Genomic DNA, 21,792 nt, shown 5'->3' with positions numbered 1-21,792 from the left:
CCGCCAGCCCTGCCTCGGTCCCCTCCGACATCCCCATAGCACAACAACGACGAGCAACGACGGAAGCAACGACTTGTTTCTCCGCAGGCCCTAACTACCCGGCCTTGCGCCAAGGCCCGGGCGCTGCCCGGCGTGCATGCCGTTCTGACCCGTGAGGAACTCGACGGACTCGACCCCACCTACGGCTACTTCATCAAGGACCAGCCGGTCGTCGCCATGGACCTGGTCCGGTACGCGGGCGATGTGGTGGCAGCCGTCGCCGCCGACGACGAAGCGGTGGCGCTGCACGCGCTGGAGCTGATCGAGGTGGTGTACGAGCCGCTGCCGGCCGTCCCCGACATCGAGGCGGCGCTCGCTCCGGACGCCCCCGAGCTGTTCGAACAAGCCCCGCCGGGCATCGTCCCGCCGTACGGAACGGGCGCGTCCGGCTTTCTGCGGCCGCGGAAGAACGTCTGTTACGAGTTCCGGTACGAGACCGGTCCCGACTCCGTATGGGACGACTGCGACCACATCTTCGAGGACACCTTCGCCTTCTCCCGGATGAACCACTTCCATCTGGAGCCGTTCGTCACGGTCGCCGATGTGCGCGGCGCGGAGATCGAGATCTGGACCTCGACCCAGAACCCGTTCCCGCTGCGCAAGGAGCTGGCCCGGGTGCTGCGGACGCCGGAGAGCCGGATCCATGTCCATGTGCCGTTCGTCGGCGGCGGCTTCGGTTCGAAGCACAACTGCAAGACCGAGCCGATCGCCATCCTGCTGTCGAGGGCGGCGGGCCGTCCGGTGCGCTACTGCCTGACGACGGAGGAGGGTTTCCTCACGCTGAGCCAGCACGCCGCTGTACTGAAGGTGAAGACGGGTGTGCGGGCCGACGGCACCTTCGTCGCCCGGGAGAGCGAGGTGCTGCTGGACGCGGGCGCGTACTCCGACGGCAGCCCGCTGGTCGCGGAGAAGGCCTGTTACCGGATGCCGGGGCCGTACCGATGGCAGCACATCCGCTCCTCCAGCGCCTGTGTGATGACGACGACCACACCCGCCGGGCCGTTCCGCGGTTTCGGCGCGACGCAGGCGACCTGGGCGAGCGAGAGCCAGGTCGACATGATCGCGCAGCGGCTCGGGATGGATCCGTACGAGCTGCGGGTGAAGAACCTCAAACGGCTCGGGGAGCCGTTCGTGCCGGGTGAGAGCGGGATGGACAGCGATCTGGTCGAAGGCCTGGACGCGGTGACGGGGGCGCTCGGCTATCACGGGCGCGAGCGCGCGGCGAACCGCGGCATGGGGCTGGCCATCGGTTTCAAGGACGGCGGCGGGGTGAACAAACCCGCGCAGGCCAGGGTGAAGATCACGGCGACCGGTTCGGTCTATGTCAGCTCCGGCACGGTCGAGATCGGCCAGGGCGCGTCCACCACGCTCTGCCAGGTGGCCGCCGAGGTGCTGGGCGTACCGCTGGAGCAGGTGCGTTACGCCCCGATCAGCACCGACGTCACCCCCTACGACCAGGGCACCAACGCCTCGTCCGGGATGACGGTGATGGGCCGTGCGGTGCTCCGGGCGGCCGAGGACGCGCGGTCGAAGGTGCTCGCGTTCGCCGCCGGCCGGCTCGGCTGCGACCCCGCCGAACTCACCTTGCGGGACTGGGCGGTACGGCGCGGGGAGGAGGAGTCCGTCCCGCTGCCGGGCCTGGTGGCCGCGGTCTTCGGCGGTACGGGGTACGAGTTCCACGGCGAGGGCCACTTCAAGGCGCCGCTCTCCCCCGACGCCCCGCTGGAGTCGCCCTGTCTGTTCTGGGAGATCGGCTGGGCCGGCGCCGAGGTCGAGGTCGACCCGGACACCGGCAAGGTGACGGTGCTTCAGCTGGTCGCCAGCGGCGATGTCGGCCGCGCCGTGAACAAGCTGATCTGCCGCGGCCAGGACGAGGGCGCCGCCGTGATGGGCCTGGCCCAGGCGATGTTCGAGGAGATGCGGTACGAGGACGGCGCACTGCTGAACGGCGAGGCACTGGAGTACCGGGTGCCGATGGCCGAGGACCTGCCCGCTCGTTTCGTCTCGATCACCCAGGAACAGGGGCACGGGCCCGGCCCGTTCGGCGCCAAGGGGGCCGGCGAGGGAACCATGGTGCCCATCGCGGCGGCCGTCGCCAATGCCGTGCAGGACGCCACGGGCGCCCGGGTGACCACTCTGCCGCTCTCGCCCGAGCGGGTCTTCGACGCCATGCGCTCACTGTCCGGGGAGCGCATCGACCGGCGCTGATCCCGCCCCGCCCACCGGCCCGTGACACTCGTCGCCACGGGCCGGTGAGCCATGCCCGTATGCCCGAGATCACGATAAAACACCTGTTCAAACAAGGTTCCACTTCGTTATGAAATCTAAGTGCTCAGTTATTGACCCCTAAGACACTTCTTCCTAGGGTCACCGCAACTCCTCTGTTCGCGGAAGGATTCCCATGTCAGTCGTGGCCACCGGCCCCACCGTGAGCTCCATCTCGGCCAGGCTCGAACGCCTGCCGAGCTCCCGTTGGCACATCAAGGTCCGCACGCTCATCGGCACCGTCACCTTCTTCGAGGCGTTCGATCAGCTGCTGACCGCCTCCGCACTGCCCGTCCTGACCGAACAGTGGAAGCTGAGCACCGGTCAGGGCACGATGATCGTCACCAGCGGTTCGGTCGGCATGCTCCTCGGTGCGCTGGTCGCCGGCTGGCTCGGCGACCGCATCGGCCGGGTCCGGACGGTCGCGCTCGGCGTCGCCGTGACCGCGCTGGCCAGCCTCGCCGTCGCCGTCTCCCCGGGTTTCGCCCTGTTCACCGCCTTCCGGTTCGTCCAGGGCCTCGGCATCGGCGGCGTGGTGCCCGTCGCCGCCACGTACATCAATGAGATCGCCCGGGCCGACCACCGCGGCCGGTTCGTGCTGCTCTACGAGCTGATCTTCCCGGCCGGTCTCGCCTCGGCGACGCTCGTCGCCAGCTGGGTGGTGCCCAGCTTCGGCTGGCGGGTCATGTTCCTGATCGGCGCTCTGCCCGTGCTGCTGGTCGTCGTCCTGCGCCGCCAGGTGCCCGAGTCGCCCCGCTGGCTGCTTTCGCGCGGCAGGGTCGAGGAAGCCGAGGAGGTCATCGCCCGGATCGAGAAGGACGTGGCGAAGTCCATCGGAGCGCAGTTGCCGGAGCCCGGTCCCGCGACGCCCGTCGAGACGGCACGCGGCGGGCTGCGCGATCTGTTCACGGGCCGCTATCTGCGGCGCACGCTGGTCGTCTCGGCACTGTGGTTCGTCGCGTACTACGTCAACCACGGCATCGCGACCTGGTTGCCCTCGCTCTACACCAGGACGTTCGGCCTGGATCTGCGGACCGCCCTGAACTACGCGCTGCTGTCCAATGTGACCGGGCTGATCGGCTGTCTCCTGGTCGCGCTGGTCATCGACAAGGTGGGACGCCGGATCTCGCTCACCATCGGGCTCGGCGGCGCGGCGGTCGCGCTGCTCTCGCTGGCCGTCTCCGGCGCCACCTCGGGCGGCCAGGTCGCGGTCTGGGCCTCGGTGGCGACGCTCTTCGTGTTCGCCACCAATGTCAGCCTCTACCTGTACACACCCGAGCTGTACCCGACCCGCAGCCGGGCGCGCGGGGCGTCGTTCGGCGGGGTGTGGAACCGGCTCGGAGTCATCCTCGGGCCGATCGTGGTGGGCGCGATCATCGGCTCGGGCGGCAGCCTCGCGATGGTCTTCACCCAGCTGGGCTGCGTCGCGGTGGCCGGCGCCGTGGTCGCATGGTTCGCCGTGGAGACCAAGGGCCGCACGCTGGAGGAGCTGAACAGCTGATGGCGACACGACCTGGGCCGGGACCGTTTTCTACGGTCCCGGCCCAGGTCGTGTACGCGGAAAGGTTCAGCCGCGCTCGTACGCGGAGATCAGCTCGCTGCACCGCTTCACATCGGCGGCCATCGCCACGAGCAGGTCGTCGATCGAGTCGAACTTCAGCATCCCGCGTACGTACGCGAGGAAGTCCACCGAGACATGGAGCCCGTACAGGTCGAGGCCGACGCGGTCGATCGCGTACGCCTCCACCGTCCGCTCCGTGCCGTCGAACTGCGGGTTCGTGCCGACCGAGATCGCGGCGGGCATCGCCTCGCCGTTCACTTCGAGCCAGCCCGCGTAGACGCCGTCGGCGGGGATCGCGGTGTGCGGCAGGGTCTCCACGTTGGCCGTGGGGAAGCCCATCTCACGGCCGCGCTGTGCGCCGCGGACCACGACGCCCTCCACCCGGTGCGGCCGGCCCAGGATCTCGGCGGCGCCCGCGACATCGCCCTCGGCGACCAGCCGTCGGGTGAGGGTGGAGGAGAACGGCTCGCCGCCGCCCGCCTCGCCGCTCACAGACAGGTCGATGACCTCGACGCCGTAGTCGTACGTCTCACCGAACTCGGTGAGCAGCCGCACATTCCCGGCCGCCTTGTGACCGAAGCGGAAGTTGGGGCCCTCGATGACCAGCTGCGCGTGCAGCTTGTCGACGAGGACCTTCACGATGAAGTCGGCCGGCGCCAGCTTCGAGAACTCGGTGGTGAACGGCAGGATCAGCATCGCGTCCACCCCCACCTCCGCCATCAGCTCGGCGCGCCGGTGGTGCGGGGCGAGCAGCGGCGGGTGGCTGCCGGGCCGTACGACCTCGCTGGGATGCGGGTCGAAGGTCACCACGACCGACGGCACGCCCAGCTCGCGTGCCCGCTCCACGGCCCGCCCGATGATCAGCTGGTGTCCGCGGTGCACCCCGTCATAGGAGCCGATGGTGACGACGCTGCGTCCCCAGTCCTGGGGGATGTCCTCCAAGCCACGCCAGCGCTGCACTGTGACCGCTCCTCGCCCGAACCTGTGTACGTGAGATTGCCTGTTACGCAGGTCTAAGACTGCCATGCTCACGCCCCGCGGCCTGCATCGGCATCGTCTTCGGGCTTCCCAGCGCCTCCACCGTCCGCCGCGCACTCGGGCCGACGAGCGCCGCCCACTCCTGCGGGGCGTCGGCCAGCCACCCGGTGACCAGGGCGGAGAATCCGGGCACGTCACGAGCGAGTTCGACCAGCAGGCGGTCGAAGCGGACCGCGCCCTCGGGGGTACGGACCAGCAGCATCCCGGTGCGGTGGACCAGGGCACGGGTGCGGGCCGGTGCGCGCTCGCCGGAGCCGGTCGCGGCAGCCCGCAGCAAGGCGTCGAGCACGGCCGGGTCGCGGTGGGCGTCCTGCTCGAATTCCAGCAGGACCTCCAGCAGCTCGCCCCTCAACTGCCCGGAGGCGGGGCTGCCGGGCGCGGCGAGCACCCCGGCGAGCGCGCCGCGCACCGGCGGCGGCACAGGACGGTCCCGCAGCAGTCCGGTCACCAGGGGCAGCAGCAGGGCGCGGGCGGCGGGTCCGTGCTCCAGCCTCCGGTCGATGTACGAGGCGGTGTGTACGGCGTCGTCCGGGTGGCTGTCGATGTACGCCCGCACCAGCCCGGCGGCGTGCAGGGCCAGCGCGGGGGCGTCGATCCCGGCGAGTGAGCACAGCACCTCGCCCGCCCCCTCGTCGGGCCGGGTGAGCCGCTCCCGGAACGCGGTGAGCACCTGCTGCGGATGGGAGGGCAGCGCGTTGGCGAGTACGTCGGCGGGCAGCTGCGGCCCGCCCGCGACGAAGGCCCGCAGCGCCTGTGGGAGGTAGCGGTCCCTGGTCTGCGGATCCTGTACGAGGAGGGTGAGCGCGGCCCCGTGCAGTGAGGCGTCGGCCGGGCGGGCCAGCAGGGCGAGGGCGGCTCCGCGCAGCAGCTCGCGGTCGGCGTCGAGGGTGACGTGCGCGGCCGTGACCAGCACGTACGAGGCGGCGGCGGACCGGCGGGCGCACCGGTCCTCGTCACGGGCCCAGCGGTCGACGGCCCGGCACAGCGCGGAGGGCTCGTCCTCGGCCAGCGCGGCGAGCAGCTCCTCGGCCCGGGGGTGGGCGGTCGAGACGAGTGCGTCGGTCAGATCGTCGACGGCCAGGTCCCGGCGGGCGTAGAGCAGCGCCTGAGCGGCGGCGGCCACGGTCGGGCGGATCGCGATGCCCTCCTCGGCAGGGAGAGGGCGCTCGTCGGTGAACCAGCCGCAGAGCAGCGGCTGTACGGTCCGGGGCTGCGCGACGAGACGCCGCGCGACGGCATCGAGAAATCGCTCGCCGCTGTCGCCGTCGGGGTACGGGTCGCAGGTGTGGTCACCGTCACCACGGGGGTCGGCCCTGCGCAGGCCGTCGGCAGGGACGAGCCGCCGGAACAGATCGATCCGGTCCGCCTCGGGCAGCCTCAGGCGCCGCCAGAACCACGGCCCGAACCCGGCGTACGCCCCCGGGCTCCCCGGCCCGCCCGTGGCCGCTCGCCGGACGATACGGCCGGCGAGCAGCCGCAGCACGCCGAGGTGGGGCCGGGCGTCGGGCACCCGGAGCAGAGTCTCCGAGAGCAGGTGGACCGCCCACCAGCGGGCGTCATGGCGGGCCTCGGCACGCGACCCCACCCCCGCCTCCTTCGTCGACAGCCGGTCCAGGGCCTCGATGAGATCGGCCAGCCGGCGCGCCAGCGCGGCAGGGCCCTGGCGACGGCCCAGGAGCAGCAGGGCCTGGATCACCGGGCCGATCCGATGGCGCGGTACGGGCAGGGTGCGCGGCCCGGTCGCCGGCCCGGCTTCCGCTGCGGCATCCGGCGCGGGCCCGCGGCTGAACCCCGTTCGCGGCTCCTTGGACGCCCCGGCAGCCGCCACAACTTCCGGCACGGGCCCCCGGCTGCGCCCGGTGCGCGGCCTCCTAGGCTGCGGAACGCGGGGCTCCGCCGCCATTGCCACCGCCCCGTCCTCCACATGCCACCGGTGGACCAGCGCGTGCAGCGCCGCGTTCAGGTCCAGGTGGGCGCCCTGCACCCAGTCCCCCAGCTCCTCGTACGCGAATCGGTAGCCCGCTCCCGCCGGGACGAGCAGGCCCTCGGTGAGGACCGCCGACGCCCAGCCCGTGCGCCAGGGGAACACCTCCTCGAACGCCGCCCGGTCCAGCTCTCCCTGTCCGGGGCCCAGACAGCGCCGCGCCGCTTCGTGGACCTGCCCCGCCACCTGCGCGGCCAGCCGGCGGACCGCGGTGCCGCCGGGTGCCGGGCCCGATCCGGCTGCGATACGGACCGCGATGCGCAGGCACATCAGGTCCAGGTGGGCGCCGAAGACGTCCTCCGCGTCCGGCTGTCCGGCGACGTCCCCGGGCAGGGCCTCGCGCACCTCCGCGAGAAGGCGCAGGGTGAGCGGGTGCCGGTCGTGGCCGGGGGCGAGCGCATCGGGCGGGAGGGCGTACCGCTCCCGGGCCTGTTCGGCCTGGCTCGCGGTGAGGTCGCCGAGGCGGACCGCCGACGGCAGCCGCCTCGCAGGCCTGGCCGGGCGGTACAGGGCACCGGGCGGGCAGAGCGCACCGGCGGTCTCCCAGTGCTCGGGCGTGCAGGCGACCACGAGCCGCGCCCCGCTCCCCCGCAGCCAGTCGACGGTGCCCGTGGTCCACCGGGCCAGCCCGTGGGCCAGTACGGGAGGCATCTCCTCCGGGCCGTCCAGCAGGACGAGCAGCGGGCTCCCGGACTCTTCGGCCAGCCCGGCCACCCGCTCGGGGGTGGCGCTCGCCATGTCACCCCTCGCACCGGCGGCGGTGACGATCCGCCCGGCCCGCCGGAGCGTACGGGCGATCGCGTCGGCGACCGAGGTGTCGTCGGCCAGCAGATCGGCGCCGCGCAGCCAGAGGGTCGGTGCGGGTACGGAGCCGCGGGCCCGGCGGGCGGCGAGTGCGGCCAGTTCGGTGGTACGGCCGGTGCCCGGCGCTCCGACGAGGCCGAGGACCACGGCGGGGCCGTGCGGCGCGGACGAGGGGCGGCCGGGGGCCGAGAAGGCGGTGAATTCCGCGATGACGTCCGGGCGTTCGACCGGATCGGAACAGCCGTCCGGCCCGCCCGCCGAGCCGAGCGAGGTCGCGGTGAGGTGCAGGGCCCCCGCGAGATTCAGGTCGCGCCCGTATCCGGGAACGCTCGTCGCGTTGCGCCGCAGCAGCGCGTCCAGCGGACCGTCGGTGCCCGCGCCCCCGAGCGGCACCGCGAACCCTGCGGCGGGATGCCCGGCGCGCAGCGCGGTGCCCAGCACGGCGATGACCGCGCCGCTCTCCGGATCGAGGACGGGCCCGCCCACGGCCGCACCGCCGAGCCGCAGCGCGTCTCTGCCGTCCGTACCGAGCGCCAGCTCCAACGCTGCGCCGATCCGATGGGAGCGGCCGTTCGCGGTGTACGTCACCGGGGCCGCGCCGAGCACCCGAGCCTCGCGCCAGCCGTGGGCGGCGATCGTCACATACGTACCGGCGTCGATCCGGTCCCGTAGGACGATCGGCGTCGGCTCCACACCGAGCGCGCAGAGCCCTCCGGTGCGCAGCAGGGCGAGGTCCAGGTCGGGCAGCGCGGTGACATCGGCGGCCTCGACGGGGCAGCTGCGACCGTCCGTTCCGTGCAGGACGAGCCGGGTGAGACCGTCGACCGCTTCGTGGCTGGTCACCACCGTGCCCCGGTCGTCGGCGACGAATCCGGTCCCCCGCGGCCGACCGGCCGAATCGCAGATACGTACCAGCGCTGCCCGGTCCCCGCTTCCCATGATCCGACGTTAGGGCGGCGACGATCAGCGCGTACCACTCGGAGTAAAAGCGCCCCCGAATGCACCCCTGATTCACTCCGAGCGCCTGCTCATTGGGGTGAATTCAGGGCGTCCGGTGGACAGAAACCGTTGGGGGATCGTGGAGCGGGCGCAGGGGCCCCGCCCGCTCCACGATGGGGTCTCAGAACCCGGGTCGCCGGTCAGGCGAAGACGGCAAGGCTCTTGGCCTTGCCCTTCTGCTCCTCGACCAGCACCAGGAACCGCCCGTCGGGCCCGAAGACCCCGACCGGTCCCGGTGGGAAGGCCGGCATGTCCAGCCGCACCCCGTTCAGCAGCAGCTTGGCGCGCTTCTCGTCCACGTCCCAGCGGGGGAACGCCGAGGCGGCGGCCTCGGCCACCGGCATCACGGTCAGCTCCTGCTGGTGCTGATCGAGCGTCCGCGCCATGTCGAGACCGTACGGCCCGACCCTGGTGCGCCGCAGTGCGGTCAGATGCCCGCCGACTCCGAGCCCGGCGCCGAGATCGCGGGCGATCGCCCGGATGTACGTACCCGAGGAACAGACGACGGAGACGACCAGGTCGACGACCGGCGTCCCGTCCTCGGCGACCGCCTCGCGGACGTCGTAGACGTTGAAGGACGAGATCGTCACCGGCCTGGCCGGGATCTCGAACTCCTCGCCGCCGCGCACCCGTGCGTAGGACCGCTTGCCGTCGATCTTGATGGCGCTGACCTTGGACGGCACCTGCATGATCGGTCCGGTCAGTGCCGCGACCCCGGCGTCGATGCCCTCACGGGTCACACCGGACGCATCGGTGGACGAGGTGATCTCGCCCTCCGCGTCGTCCGTGATGGTGTTCTGGCCGAGCCGGATCGTGCCGAGGTACTCCTTCTCGGTCAGTGCGAGATGGCCCAGCAGCTTGGTGGCCTTCTCCACACCGAGCACGAGAACGCCAGTCGCCATCGGATCCAGCGTGCCGGCATGGCCGACGCGGCGGGTCCGGGCGATGCCGCGCATCTTGGCGACGACGTCGTGCGAAGTGAAGCCGGACGGCTTGTCGACAATGACAAGGCCGTCCGGCGTCTTGTTCTGCGATGTCATTCGGAGGTTTCGTCCTCGTCCTCCGCCTTGCGGTACGGGTCGGCGCCACCGGCGTACGTGGCGCCCGAGGACACCTCGCGCACCCGTGCGTCCGAGGCCCGTGCCCGGTCGAGGAGGTCCTCGATCGCCTTGGCGTTCTCCGGAAGGGCGTCGGCCACGAAGGCCAGCGTGGGGGTGAACTTCGTCCCCGCCGCCGCTCCGACCGCCGAACGCAGGATGCCCTTGGCGCTCTCCAGGCCGGCCGCCGCGCTCGCCCGCTCCTCGTCGTCACCGTAGACCGTATAGAAGACCGTGGCCTCCCGCAGATCACCGGTGACCCGGGTGTCCGTGATGGTCACGTGCGTACCCAGACGCGGGTCCTTGATACCGCGCTGCAGTTTCTCGGCGACCACCTCCTGGATGAGGTCCGCCAGCTTCTTCGCCCGCGCGTTGTCGGCCACTGGTCCGTCTCCTTCTTTGCCTTGCTCAATCGTCTTCGTCGCTGTGCAGCCGTCGTCGTACGGACAACAGCTCCACCTCGGGCCGGCCGGCAATCAGCCGCTCGCACCGGTCGAGTACGTCTGTGAGGTGTCCGGTGTCCCCGGAGACCACGGCGAGGCCGATCTCGGCCCTGCGATGGAGATCCTGACCGCCCACCTCCGCCGCACTCACCGCGTATTTGCGCTGGAGCTCGGCGACGATCGGACGGACGATGGAGCGCTTCTCCTTCAACGACCGTACGTCGCCGAGAAGCAGATCGAAGGACAGTGTCCCCACATACATGTATGTCCGGATGTCCCGCCGGTTCGGGTTCGCGCCCTGCCAGCGCTTGGCAGGGACACAAGAACCGTACACGGAACGGCCGGGGCCGATCGACGGAAATACGACCCGTCGACCGGCCCCGACTGTTGAAGGGGGGTCTGGGGGGTGTCCCCCAGAAATCCCTGCGGGTCAGCCTCGCGGCTTCTCGCGCATCTCGTACGTCGCGATGACGTCGTCGATCTTGATGTCGTTGAAGTTTCCGAGGTTGATACCGCCCTCGAAGCCTTCGCGGATCTCGGTGACGTCGTCCTTGAAGCGGCGCAGACCGGAGATGTTGAGGTTCTCCGCGATGACCTTGCCATCGCGCAGCAGGCGCGCCTTGGTGTTGCGCTTGACCTCGCCGGACCGGACCAGCACACCGGCGATGTTGCCCAGCTTGGACGAGCGGAAGATCTCGCGGATCTCCGCCGTACCGAGCTCGACCTCTTCGTACTCCGGCTTGAGCATGCCCTTGAGGGCCGCTTCGATCTCTTCGATCGCCTGGTAGATGACCGAGTAGTACCGGACGTCCACGCCTTCGCGCTCGGCCATCTGCGCGGCACGCCCTGCGGCGCGCACGTTGAAGCCGATCACGATGGCGTCGGAGCCGGTCGCCAGGTCGATGTCCGACTCGGTGACCGCACCCACACCGCGGTGCAGGACCCGGATGTCGACCTCTTCACCGACGTCGAGCTGGAGCAGCGAGGACTCGAGAGCCTCCACCGAACCGGACGCGTCGCCCTTGATGATGAGGTTGAGCTCCTGGACCAGACCGGCCTTGAGCGCCTCGTCCAGGTTCTCCAGGGAGAACCGGACACCCTTGCGGGCGAAGTTGGCGTTGCGCTCACGAGCGGCACGCTTCTCGGCGATCTGACGGGCCGTACGGTCCTCGTCGACCACCAGGAAGTTGTCGCCGGCACCCGGGACGTTGGTGAGACCCAGCACGAGGACGGGGGTCGACGGACCCGCTTCCTCGACGTTCTCGCCCTTGTCGTCGAGCATCGCGCGGACTCGGCCGTACGCGTCGCCGACCACCATCGTGTCGCCGACCCGCAGGGTGCCTCGCTGGACCAGGACGGTCGCAACGGCACCGCGGCCGCGGTCGAGGTGGGACTCGATCGCAATACCCTGAGCATCCTGCTCCGGGTTGGCCCGCAGGTCGAGCGAGGCGTCGGCGGTGAGGACGACGGCCTCCAGAAGAGCCTCGATGTTGAGGCCCTGCTTGGCGGAGATGTCGACGAACATCGTGTCGCCGCCGTACTCCTCGGCCACCAGACCGAACTCGGTGAGCTGACCGCGCACCTTGGTCGGGTCCGCACCCTCGACGTCGATCTTGTTGACCGCGACCACGATCGGCACGTCGGCCGCCTTGGCGTGGTTCAGCGCCTCGATCGTCTGGGGCATCACACCGTCGTTCGCCGCCACCACGAGGATCGCGATGTCGGTGGACTTCGCACCACGGGCACGCATGGCGGTGAACGCCTCGTGACCCGGGGTGTCGATGAAGGTGATCCTGCGGTCCTCGCCGTTGACCTCGGAGGAGACCTGGTACGCACCGATGTGCTGCGTAATACCGCCGGCCTCGCCCGCAACGACGTTCGTCTTGCGGATCGCGTCCAGAAGTCGGGTCTTACCGTGGTCGACGTGACCCATGACGGTCACGACCGGCGGACGGGAGACCAGAGCCTCTTCGCCGCCCTCGTCCTCGCCGAACTCGATGTCGAAGGACTCGAGCAGCTCGCGGTCCTCCTCCTCGGGGCTGACGATCTCGAGGACGAAGTTCATCTCGTCCGCGAGGAGCTTCAGCGTCTCGTCGGAGACGGACTGCGTGGCAGTGACCATCTCGCCGAGGTTCATCATCACGCCGACGAGCGACGCCGGGTTGGCGTTGATCTTCTCGGCGAAGTCGGTCAGCGAGGCACCGCGCGACAGGCGGACGGACTGTCCGTTGCCGCGAGGCAGCATGACGCCGCCCACCGACGGGGCCTGCATGGCCTCGTACTCCTGGCGCCTCTGCCGCTTCGACTTGCGACCACGACGCGCGGGACCGCCGGGACGGCCGAACGCACCCTGTGTGCCACCACGGCCACCGGGGCCGCCGGGACGTCCACCGAAGCCGGGACGACCGCCGAAGCCGCCGCCACCACCGGGACGGCCTGCGCCGCCACCGCCACCGCCACCACCGGGACGACCGGCGAAACCGCCGCCGCCGCCACCGGGACCGGCCGGACGGCCTGCGAAGCCGCCGCCACCGGGACGGCCTGCGCCGCCACCGCCACCGGGACGACCGCCGCCGCCACCGGGACCACGGCCACCGCCGGGGCCACCACCGGGACGCGGGCCCGCAGCGGGACGCTGCGGCATCATGCCCGGGTTCGGACGGTTACCACCGGGGGCACCGCCCGGACGGGGAGCCTGCGGACGGGGCATGCCGCCCGGAGTGGGACGGGCACCGCCCTGACCCTGCGGGCGCGGGGCGCCACCGGGGCCACCCTGCGGACGCGGGGCGCCCGGACGGTCCTGACCGCCACCGGGACGCGGGGCGCCGCCGGGACGGGGCGTCTGCGGACGGGCCATGCCCGTCGAGCCGCCGGAGGTGAAGGGGTTGTTGCCCGGACGGGGACCCGCCGGACGTGCGCCGCCGGGACGCGGGGCGCCCTGGCCTGCGGGACGCGCGGGGCGGTCGCCGCCACGCTCGCCGCCACGGCCACCGTCGCGCTCGCCACCACGGCCGCCGTCACGCTGACCGCCGTCACGCTGACCGCCGGCCGGGGCCGGACGGGCGGGACGCGGGCCGGGGGTGGCACCCGCGGGACGCGGGGCCTGCTGCTGCTGAGGGGCAGCCGGCTGGGCCGGAGCCGGAGCCGAGAACTCGGCAGCGGGGACCGGAGTCACCGGAGCGGGCTTGGGCGCGGGCTTCGGGCCCGGACGCGGGCCTGCAGACGGCGCGGAAGGCGCTACGGGGGTGCTGCTCTCCGGGGCGGCGGCTGCTGCCGGCTTGGGGGCCGGTGCGCCGGGCTTCGGGGCAGCGGGACGTGCCGCAGCGGCCGGGGAGGGCGCTGCGGGCTTTGCGGGCGTCGCCTTGCGGGGAGCGCCAGGCTTTGCAGCGGACTTGCCGGCGTTGCCGCCGGGCCCCTGCAGTGCGTCAGTCAACTTGCGTACAACCGGCGCCTCGATCGTCGAGGACGCCGAACGGACGAATTCACCGAGTTCTTGGAGCTTGGCCATGACGACCTTGCTCTCGACGCCGAACTCCTTGGCGAGTTCGTATACCCGGACCTTAGCCACTTCGCTCCTTTTAGGTCCGGGTTACCGCCGGACCGTCGCTACTTCATGGGCGTACTCATCGCGTACTCATCGAGTGCTCATCGCAATCTCGACCTACTTCCAACTCGCGAGGTACCTGACCGCACGGGGACCCGTGCCGTTCGTTTCTTACGATGTCACCCGCTCGACGAACCGCTGCACCGCAGCGGGGTCGAACGGCCCCTTGGCCTTGAAGGCCCGAGGGAAGGCCCGGCGGCGAACCGCCAGGTCCAGACAGACAGAGGCGGGGTGTACATAGGCACCCCGGCCGGGCAGCGTACCGCGAGGATCAGGGACGCAGGCGTCCTCGTCCGCGACGATGCGCAGCAGCTCGCTCTTGGCCGCCCGCTCCCGGCATCCCACACAGGTTCGCTCAGGGCAAGCGCGGGCGTGCGTCCGGCCAGACACGTTTAAGTCTACCTCCCCGCACCGACCTCACCCCTTTGGGGCAAAAATCGAACGGATGTTGTCGTGTTTTCAGCGGCATGCCACCCGGATGTATTCCCTGCGGCCCGCGTGATCCAGCCCCTGGCGCCCCTTTCGGGGCGGCTCCAGGAGGTCCGGCGCGGGCCGACTGCGGGGCGACCGCCGGGTCAGCCGCGCTCCGAACGCTCGCGGGCCCGCTCGGCCCGCTCCCGGTCGGCGACGTCGCGCTCGGCGTCGGTCTCGGTGTCCGGGCGGATGTCGATGCGCCAGCCCGTCAGGCGGGCGGCGAGGCGGGCATTCTGCCCCTCCTTGCCGATCGCGAGCGACAGCTGGTAGTCCGGAACGGTGACCCGGGCGGACCGTGCGCCGAGGTCCACGACCTCGACCTGGCTCACCCGTGCGGGCGACAGGGCGTTGGCGACCATCTCGGCCGGGTCGTCCGACCAGTCCACGATGTCGATCTTCTCGCCGTGCAGCTCGGCCATGACATTGCGCACCCGGCTACCCATCGGGCCGATGCAGGCACCCTTGGCATTCAGCCCGGAACGGGTCGAACGGACCGCGATCTTGGTGCGGTGACCGGCCTCGCGGGCGATCGCGCAGATCTCGACGGAACCGTCCGCGATCTCCGGGACCTCCAGCGCGAAGAGCTTCTTCACGAGGTTGGGGTGGGTCCGCGACAGCGTCACGGACGGACCGCGCACGCCCTTGGCGACCCGTACGACATACGTACGCAGACGCAGGCCGTGGGTGTACTCCTCGCCCGGCACCTGCTCCTGCACCGGCAGGATCGCTTCCAGCTTGCCGATGTCGACCAGGACGTTCTTCGGGTCCTTGCCCTGCTGGACGAGGCCGGTGACGACATCGCCCTCATGGCCGGCGTACTCGCCGAACGTCCTGTCGTCCTCGGCGTCGCGCAGCCGCTGCAGGATGACCTGCTTGGCGGTGGTCGCGGCGATCCGGCCGAAACCGGACGGGGTGTCGTCGAACTCCTTGGGCTCCTGGCCCTCTTCGAGGTCGGCCGGGTCCTCCTTCGCCCACACCGTCACATGGCCGCGCTCGTCGAGCTTCACGCGCGCGCGGCGGTGGCTTCCGTCCGTACGGTGGTAGGCGATGAGGAGGGCCGACTCGATCGCCTCGACGAGCACGTCGAAGGGGATCTCCTTGTCCTGTGCCAAGCCCCTCAAGAGCTTCACATCGATGTCCACGGCTACGCCTCCTCTTCCTTCTTGTCCTTGCGGCTGAATTCGATCTCCACGCGCGCCTTGGCGATCTCGTCGAAGGCGACCCGGCGGGACGTGGGCTTGCGGCCCTTGACGCCCGGCACTTCGAGGTCGAGCCCTTCTTCGTCCACGGCGAGGATGCGAGCCACCAGCTCGCCGCCCTCGCGCAGGTGCAGCCTGGCCAGGCGGCCCGTGGCACGTACGTAGTGGCGGTGCTCCGTCAGCGGACGGTCGGCACCGGGGGAGCTGACTTCGAGGACGTACTCGTCCTCGCCCATCGCGTCGGTCTCGTCCAGCTTCTCGGAGATCGCGCGGCTCAGCTCGGCGCAGGTGTCCAGCTCCACGCCCTCTTCGGAGTCCACGGTGATCCGCAGCACCCGGCGGCGGCCCGCCCGGGACACCTCGATCTCTTCGAGATCCAGCTGCTCGGCGCTGACGAGCGGTTCGAGCAGTCCGCGCAGCCTCTCGCTCTGGGTGGTGCTCATCCGGGTGACTCCTCGGCCGCGTGTGCTGTTGTGGGGATCTCGCGTGTCAGGTCAAAGGGTATCCGGTCCCGAGGGGTGTTGCCGTCCGCCTGCTCCGCGGCCGCGGGTACGCTCGCCTGCGGTGATCACTTCAGGACAGATCCAGTCAAGACAGGTCCAAGCCCGAAGGAGAACAAGTGCGGCGCACGGGGACGACGCGCAGAGGTGCGTTCACCGCGACGGGAGCGATCGCCATGGGGGCATTGCTGGCCGGCTGCGGTGACGGGCCAGGGCGCGGGGAGGACTCCGGCCGGACCGGGGCAGGGACCGCGGCCGAGCAGGCCTCCGCGGCGCGGGCGGAGAAGAAGCTCCGGGCGGCCGCCGCGCGTACCAGCTTGGAGCTGCTCGGCCGGTACGAGCAGGTGGTCAGGGCCCATCCGGCCACCACCGCCGGGCTCTCGCCGCTGCGGGACGCCGTACGGGCCCATGCCAAGGCGCTGGCACCCGATGGCGGGCAGGCGCTCGCGTTCTCCCGGTCGCGCGCGGCCGATGCCAAGGCCGCCGTCAAGGAGCTGGCAGCGGCGGAGCGCCACACCGCGGACGCGCACCTGGCGGCCCTCATGAAGGCCCCGCCGGAGCTGGCCCGGCTGCTGGCGTCGATCGCGGCGGCGGGCGCGGCCCATGCCTTTCTGCTGACCGAACTGGCCAAGGAGACCTCGTCATGAGCGCCGGGACACAGAAGGCGGCGCAGGCGGCCCTGGCCGCCGAACACGCGGCGGTGTACGGATACGGGGTGGTCGGCGGCCGGGTCGCCGACGGCCGCCGGGCCGAAGCCACCGCCGCGTACCACGCGCACCGGGCCCGGCGCGACGCGCTGGTGCGGACCGTGCGTGACCTGGGCGGTGAACCGGTGGCGGCTCAGGCCGCGTACGCTCTGCCGTTCGCGGTGCCGGACCCGGGTGCGGCGGTGCGGCTGGCCGCCCTGCTGGAGGACCGGGTCGCGGACGTGTACTCCGATCTCGTACGGGCCGCCGCGGGTCCGCTCAGGCGGGTGGCCGCGGATGCGCTGCGGGAGGCCGCGGTGCGTGCGGTGCGCTGGCGGGGCAGCGGCGTACCCTTTCCCGGGCTCGCCGAGCGGACCGCCGACGGGACCGGCGCGACGCCAGGGACCAATGCGAGCGCCGGGTCCGACGCGATCCACGGGACCGATGTGACGAACGGGACCGGTGCGACGCACTGAAGAAGCTCTGAAAGGGAACAAAGCACGTATGGGTTTCGAACCGCCGCAGCGTCTGGTGCGAGCGCTCGGCGAGTCGTACGGGGATGCGGCCGCCGCTGACTGGCTTGCGCAGCTTCCCGCACTGACCGAGGAAGCGCTGTCCTCGACCGGGCAGAAGCTGACCGTGGAACGGGTCGCCGCCCCTGGGGGCCGCAGCAGTCTGGTCCTGCTGGTGACGTGCTCCGACGGCACCCCGGCCGCGCTGAAGCTCGCCCCGTCCGGGGCCGCACCCGAGCTGGAGCGGGCGGCGCTCGCTCACTGGAACGGCTGGGGCGCGGTGCAGCTCCTCGCCGACGGCCCCGGCGCACTGCTGCTCGAGCGGCTGCATCCCGAGGTGTCGCTGCGCTCGCTGCCGGAGGCGAAGGCGCTGCTGGAGGCGGCGGGGACGGTGCGCCGGCTCTGGGTCGAGCCGCCGACCGGCCATGGATTCGAGACGGTGACCGAACGGACCGCACGCTGCACGGAGCCGATGCGCGCCTGCGCCGCGGCCGACCCGAGCCTGGAGCCGCTGGTCTCCGCGGCGCTCGCGGCGCGCGAGGAACTGGTCGCCCACTCCCCCGAACTCCTGCTGCTGCACGGCAACTTCCGCCAGAGCAAGGTGCTCGCCGGTGAGCGGGCGCCCTGGCTGACGGTCGGTCCTGAGCCGCTGGTCGGTGAGCGGGCCTACGATCTGGCGCGCCTGGTGCGCGACCGCGTCGAGGACCTGATCGCCTCCCCCGGCGGCCCGGTGACGGCCCGTCGGCGGATCAAGAAGCTCGCCGATTCGCTGGACGTGGACCGGGAACGGCTGCACGGCTGGACGCTGTTCCGCGCGGTGGAGTCGGGAACCCGGGCGCTGGCGGTCGGCCGTCGCCAGGAGGGCGAGCTGACGCTGGAGTTCGCGGGCTGGCTGTAGGCATGTCCCCGTAAAAGTCGTAGGCCCCCGCCGGTGCGCGGGGGCCTACGACTTTGCGTCGCGGTGTCAGCCCTGGACGGTCAGGCGGGCGATCGCCTCGTCGACCGTGAGCTCCTCGCGCTCGCCCGTACGGCGGTCCTTGAGCTCCAGGACGCCCTCGGCCGAGCGGCGGCCGGCGACCAGGATCTTCGGGATGCCGATCAGCTCGGCGTCGGTGAACTTCACACCCGGCGAGACGCCCGCGCGGTCGTCGACCATGACTCGCACACCGGCGGCGGCGAGCTTCTCGGCGACGTCGAGGGCCAGTTCCGTCTGGAGCGCCTTGCCCGCCGCGACGACATGGACATCGGCCGGGGCGATCTCGCGGGGCCAGCACAGCCCCTGCTCGTCGGCGGTCTGCTCGGCGAGCGCGGCGACGGCGCGGGAGACGCCGATGCCGTACGAGCCCATGGTGACCCGGACCGGCTTGCCGTTCTGGCCGAGCACATCGAGCTGGAAGGCGTCCGCGAACTTGCGGCCCAGCTGGAAGATGTGGCCGATCTCGATGGCGCGGTCCAGCTTGAGGCCGGTGCCGCACTTGGGACAGGGGTCGCCCGCCTCGACGGCGACGACGTCGAGGTAGTCGTCGACCTCGAAGTCACGGCCGGCGACGACGTTCTTCGCGTGGGTGCCGGGCTTGTTCGCGCCGGTGATCCATGCGGTGCCGGCGGCGATGCGCGGGTCGGCGATGTAGCGGACCTTCTCCAGACCCTGCGGGCCGACGTAGCCGCGCACCAGGTCGGGGCGGCCCTCGAAGTCCTCCGCGGTGACCAGCTCGACGACGGCGGGCGCGAGGTGCTCGCCGAGCTTGCCGAGGTCGACCTCGCGGTCACCGGGCACGCCCACGGCGACGATCTCGCCGTCGACCTTGACCAGCAGGTTCTTCAGGGTCGCGGAGGCCTGGACGCCCAGGTGCGCGGCGAGCGTCTCGATGGTCGGGGTGTCGGGGGTGTCCAGCTCCTCGACGGGGCCGTGCGCCGAGCCGTCCACGGGGGTGGCCTTGAAGGTCACGGCCTCGGTGTTGGCGGCGTAGTCGCAGGCGGGGCAGTCGGCAAAGGTGTCCTCACCGGCCGGGGCGGGGGCCAGGAACTCCTCGGAGGCCGAGCCGCCCATCGCACCGGAGACGGCGGAGACGATGCGGTGGTCGAGGCCGAGCCGCTCGAAGATCCGGATGTAGGCGGCGCGGTGCAGCTGGTACGCCTCGACGAGCCCTTCGTCCGTGGTGTCGAAGGAGTACGAGTCCTTCATCTGGAACTCGCGGCCGCGCAGCACACCGGCGCGGGGGCGGGCCTCGTCCCGGTACTTGGTCTGGATCTGGTAGAGGATCACGGGCAGGTCCTTGTAGGACGTGATCTGATCCTTGACGACCTGGGTGAAGATCTCTTCGTGGGTGGGGCCGAGGAGGTACTCGGCGCCCTTGCGGTCCTTGAGCTTGAAGAGCAGATCGCCGTACTCGTTGTAGCGGCCGCTGGCGTCGTACGACTCCTTGGGGAGCAGCGCGGGCAGCAGCACTTCCTGGCCGCCGATGGCGTCCATCTCCTCGCGCACGACGCGGGTGATGTTCTCCAGGACCTTCTTGCCGAGCGGCAGCCAGGTCCAGATTCCGGCCGCCGTGCGACGTACGTATCCGGCCCGGACGAGCAGCTTGTGGTTGAGCGTCTCGGCGTCCGCCGGGTCGTCGCGCAGTGTCTTGATCATCAATCGGGACATGCGCTGGACCTGGGCCATGATGAACTCCTGCTCGGAAGGGTGATGTGCAGGAGGTTAGCCGGGTGGTACGGGTGGGCGGAAATCCATTGTCTTCCGTCCTAGCCCTTGCGACGCAGCGGAAGCGGGGCTCCCATCACCGCGTACGGCTTGGGAGCGCTGGGAAAGAGCACCTGCCGGGCCAGGTCCTGGTAGCCGAGACTGCGATACAGACCACGTGCCGGGCTCTCCGTGTCGATCGCGGAGAGGATGGACCGGGGCTGGTCGACGGCGTCCGTGATGGCGGTGATCAGCGTGCGGCCGATACCGCGGTTCTGGAAGCCCGGCAGTACGTGCAGCTCGGTGATGACGAACGAGTCGTCGAGCCAGTGCGCACAGCCGCCGGCGCGGAGGTAGGGCTCGACGACGGTGGACCACCACTGGCCGCGTTCGTTCGGCATGCCGTAGACGAAGCCGACGAGCCGGCCGCCCGGGGTGGTGGCGCCCAGCGCGCGGGCGCAGGGGTGGTCGAGGTGTCTGAGGACGATGTGGCGCCGTACCTCGATCTCTTCCGGGCCCAGTCCGAAGGCGACGGCCTGTACGCCGAGCGCCTCGTCCACGCGTGCGGCGAGATCGACCGGTCCGATCCGGACGCTGGGAGTGTGGGGGCCGCCCCCGGAAACTGCTGCCATGCGCCGACCCTACTGGCCCGGGTGGGGTGGGTGGTACGGGTCGGTGGCACCGGCCGCCGACCGGTCAGAACAGCACGCTCATGAACGCGCCGGCCTCGCGGAAGCCGACCCTGGTGTAGGCCTTGCGCGCAGGGGTGTTGTAGTCGTTCACGTACAGGCTGACGACGGGTGCGACATCGGCCAGTGCGTAGCGCAGGACCGCCGCCATGCCGGTCTCGGAGAGTCCTCGGCCGCGGTGTTCGGGGGCGACCCAGACGCCCTGGATCTGGCAGGCCTGCGGGGTGGCCGCGCCGATCTCCGCCTTGAAGACGACCCGGCCGTCCTCGATCCGGGCGAAGGAGCGGCCGGCGCCGATGAGCTCGGCGACGCGTGCCTGGTAGAGAAGTCCGCCGTCGCCCGCGAGCGGGGAGATGCCGACCTCCTCGGTGAACATCGCCACGCAGGCCGGCATCAGGACATCCATCTCGTCCTTGCGGATCCGGCGGACCAGGGGGTCGGGGGTGACTGCGGCGGACGGGCTCTCGGTGACCATGAGCGGCTGATGGGCCCGGACCGAGCGGGCGGGGCCCCAGCCGGGTTCGAGGAGCCGCCACAGCTGGGTGGTGGGCTCTGCGGGGCCGACGATCGAGGAGCAGCGGCGGCCGACCCGGCGGGCCCGGTCGGCGAAGGCCCTGACGGCCTCGCGGGTGGCGCAGATCGGTACGAGGTTGGCGCCCGAGTAGCACAGCGAGCGCAGCCGTCCGTCGGCGTACCAGCCCCACATTTCGCCGCCGAGGCGCCAGGGATCGAGACCTGCGATCTGGACCCGGGACGTCACGAAGGCATTGGCCACGGGTTCGCTCTCCAGGATGGCGAGAGCGGCGCCGAGGTCGCTGGGTTCGAGGACCCGGGTGGTGGTCTGCGTCAACACGAGGGGGCCTCACCATGCGGTCTGCTGATTTCCGCACTGTACCCAAAGAGGCTGTGGGGCGCCGCCCGTGCCCGGGAACAGCGTCCGCGGGGAACCGTGAGGTCGCTCACGACCGCGCCCCGCCGGGCGGTGTTCGTCCGGCGGGGCGCGGTCGTGCGAGTCATGGTTCAGCTGATGGAGACCTGGGGCTCGCCGGAGGCGATGCCGTCCTTCTCCATCTGCTCGGCGATCTTCAGGGCTTCTTCGATCAGCGTCTCTACGATCTTCGACTCGGGCACGGTCTTGATGACCTCGCCCTTGACGAAGATCTGCCCCTTGCCGTTCCCGGACGCGACACCCAGATCCGCCTCACGGGCCTCACC

At 71.4% G+C, this 21,792-nt stretch carries 18 protein-coding genes and 1 pseudogene; 6 read left to right on the top strand and 13 right to left on the bottom strand.

What is annotated here, in order from left to right:
- Positions 1–120: 120 nt before the first annotated feature.
- From ACGFU7_RS44120 to ACGFU7_RS44110, 3 genes and pseudogenes are all read left to right on the top strand, one after another.
- Positions 121–1,137 (top strand): annotated as a pseudogene (locus tag ACGFU7_RS44120) (xanthine dehydrogenase family protein molybdopterin-binding subunit); the annotation flags it as partial.
- Positions 1,117–2,247, top strand: a complete 1,131-nt coding sequence (locus ACGFU7_RS44115) for a xanthine dehydrogenase family protein molybdopterin-binding subunit (protein ID WP_393704077.1) — start codon at positions 1,117–1,119, stop codon at positions 2,245–2,247. The pseudogene ACGFU7_RS44120 and the gene ACGFU7_RS44115, both read left to right, overlap by 21 nt.
- Positions 2,248–2,440: 193 nt before the next feature.
- A complete protein-coding gene (locus ACGFU7_RS44110; RefSeq protein ID WP_393704076.1) occupies positions 2,441–3,805 on the top strand; it encodes an MFS transporter in 1,365 nt (454 codons plus the stop codon).
- 66 nt (positions 3,806–3,871) lie between these two features.
- On the opposite strand, the gene ACGFU7_RS44105 is transcribed toward ACGFU7_RS44110, so the two are convergent.
- From ACGFU7_RS44105 to rimP, 9 genes are all read right to left on the bottom strand, one after another.
- On the bottom strand, positions 3,872–4,825 hold the full coding sequence (locus ACGFU7_RS44105; RefSeq protein ID WP_393704074.1) for a bifunctional riboflavin kinase/FAD synthetase: 954 nt from the start codon (positions 4,823–4,825) through the stop codon (positions 3,872–3,874).
- A gap of 43 nt (positions 4,826–4,868) precedes the next feature.
- Positions 4,869–8,630 carry a trypsin-like peptidase domain-containing protein gene (locus tag ACGFU7_RS44100; RefSeq protein ID WP_393704073.1) on the bottom strand — a complete coding sequence of 1,254 codons (3,762 nt, stop codon included), beginning with the start codon at positions 8,628–8,630 and terminating at the stop codon, positions 4,869–4,871.
- 200 nt (positions 8,631–8,830) lie between these two features.
- On the bottom strand, positions 8,831–9,730 hold the full coding sequence (gene truB / locus ACGFU7_RS44095; protein ID WP_393704072.1) for a tRNA pseudouridine(55) synthase TruB: 900 nt from the start codon (positions 9,728–9,730) through the stop codon (positions 8,831–8,833).
- Positions 9,727–10,170, bottom strand: coding sequence for a 30S ribosome-binding factor RbfA (rbfA, locus tag ACGFU7_RS44090; RefSeq protein ID WP_393704070.1), 444 nt, complete (start codon positions 10,168–10,170; stop codon positions 9,727–9,729). The genes truB and rbfA overlap by 4 nt, the downstream gene beginning before the upstream one ends.
- A 25-nt stretch (positions 10,171–10,195) precedes the next feature.
- Complete coding sequence (locus ACGFU7_RS44085; RefSeq protein WP_093894188.1) at positions 10,196–10,492, bottom strand: DUF503 domain-containing protein; 297 nt, start codon at positions 10,490–10,492, stop codon at positions 10,196–10,198.
- A gap of 168 nt (positions 10,493–10,660) precedes the next feature.
- Entirely contained in the window at positions 10,661–13,798 is a 3,138-nt protein-coding gene (gene infB, locus ACGFU7_RS44080; protein ID WP_393704069.1) for a translation initiation factor IF-2, read from the bottom strand.
- Positions 13,799–13,945: 147 nt separating this feature from the next.
- A complete protein-coding gene (locus ACGFU7_RS44075) occupies positions 13,946–14,224 on the bottom strand; it encodes a YlxR family protein (protein ID WP_393704067.1) in 279 nt (92 codons plus the stop codon).
- A 185-nt stretch (positions 14,225–14,409) separates the two neighbouring features.
- Complete coding sequence (gene nusA, locus ACGFU7_RS44070; RefSeq protein WP_393704065.1) at positions 14,410–15,450, bottom strand: transcription termination factor NusA; 1,041 nt, start codon at positions 15,448–15,450, stop codon at positions 14,410–14,412.
- A 2-nt stretch (positions 15,451–15,452) separates the two neighbouring features.
- Complete coding sequence (gene rimP / locus ACGFU7_RS44065; RefSeq protein ID WP_393704064.1) at positions 15,453–15,950, bottom strand: ribosome maturation factor RimP; 498 nt, start codon at positions 15,948–15,950, stop codon at positions 15,453–15,455.
- A 176-nt stretch (positions 15,951–16,126) separates the two neighbouring features.
- Between rimP and ACGFU7_RS44060 the strand changes: the two genes are divergently transcribed.
- From ACGFU7_RS44060 to ACGFU7_RS44050, 3 genes are read left to right on the top strand one after another with little or no spacing between them, the layout of a single operon-like run.
- A complete protein-coding gene (locus ACGFU7_RS44060; RefSeq protein WP_393704062.1) occupies positions 16,127–16,654 on the top strand; it encodes a hypothetical protein in 528 nt (175 codons plus the stop codon).
- Positions 16,651–17,169 carry a ferritin-like domain-containing protein gene (locus ACGFU7_RS44055; RefSeq protein ID WP_393704061.1) on the top strand — a complete coding sequence of 173 codons (519 nt, stop codon included), beginning with the start codon at positions 16,651–16,653 and terminating at the stop codon, positions 17,167–17,169. The genes ACGFU7_RS44060 and ACGFU7_RS44055 overlap by 4 nt, the downstream gene beginning before the upstream one ends.
- A 28-nt stretch (positions 17,170–17,197) precedes the next feature.
- Positions 17,198–18,103, top strand: a complete 906-nt coding sequence (locus ACGFU7_RS44050; RefSeq protein ID WP_393704060.1) for an aminoglycoside phosphotransferase family protein — start codon at positions 17,198–17,200, stop codon at positions 18,101–18,103.
- A gap of 66 nt (positions 18,104–18,169) precedes the next feature.
- Here ACGFU7_RS44050 and ACGFU7_RS44045 read toward each other — a convergent pair whose 3' ends face one another.
- The 4 genes from ACGFU7_RS44045 to ACGFU7_RS44030 form a co-directional block, all read right to left on the bottom strand.
- Complete coding sequence (locus tag ACGFU7_RS44045; RefSeq protein ID WP_393704058.1) at positions 18,170–19,870, bottom strand: proline--tRNA ligase; 1,701 nt, start codon at positions 19,868–19,870, stop codon at positions 18,170–18,172.
- 80 nt (positions 19,871–19,950) lie between these two features.
- On the bottom strand, positions 19,951–20,520 hold the full coding sequence (locus tag ACGFU7_RS44040; protein ID WP_393704056.1) for a GNAT family N-acetyltransferase: 570 nt from the start codon (positions 20,518–20,520) through the stop codon (positions 19,951–19,953).
- A gap of 64 nt (positions 20,521–20,584) precedes the next feature.
- Positions 20,585–21,430 (bottom strand): GNAT family N-acetyltransferase, encoded by an 846-nt coding sequence (locus ACGFU7_RS44035; protein WP_393704055.1) that lies wholly within the window; start codon positions 21,428–21,430, stop codon positions 20,585–20,587.
- Positions 21,431–21,597: 167 nt separating this feature from the next.
- On the bottom strand, positions 21,598–21,792 hold a 195-nt coding region (locus tag ACGFU7_RS44030), incomplete at its 5' end, for a flavodoxin-dependent (E)-4-hydroxy-3-methylbut-2-enyl-diphosphate synthase (protein WP_351207671.1).

The organism is Streptomyces sp. NPDC048473 (genome assembly GCF_043200155.1).
Classification (GTDB): Bacteria; Actinomycetota; Actinomycetes; order Streptomycetales; family Streptomycetaceae; genus Streptomyces.
Note: the sequence above shows the minus strand (reverse complement) of the source record. Positions and strands in the feature narration are given on the sequence as shown.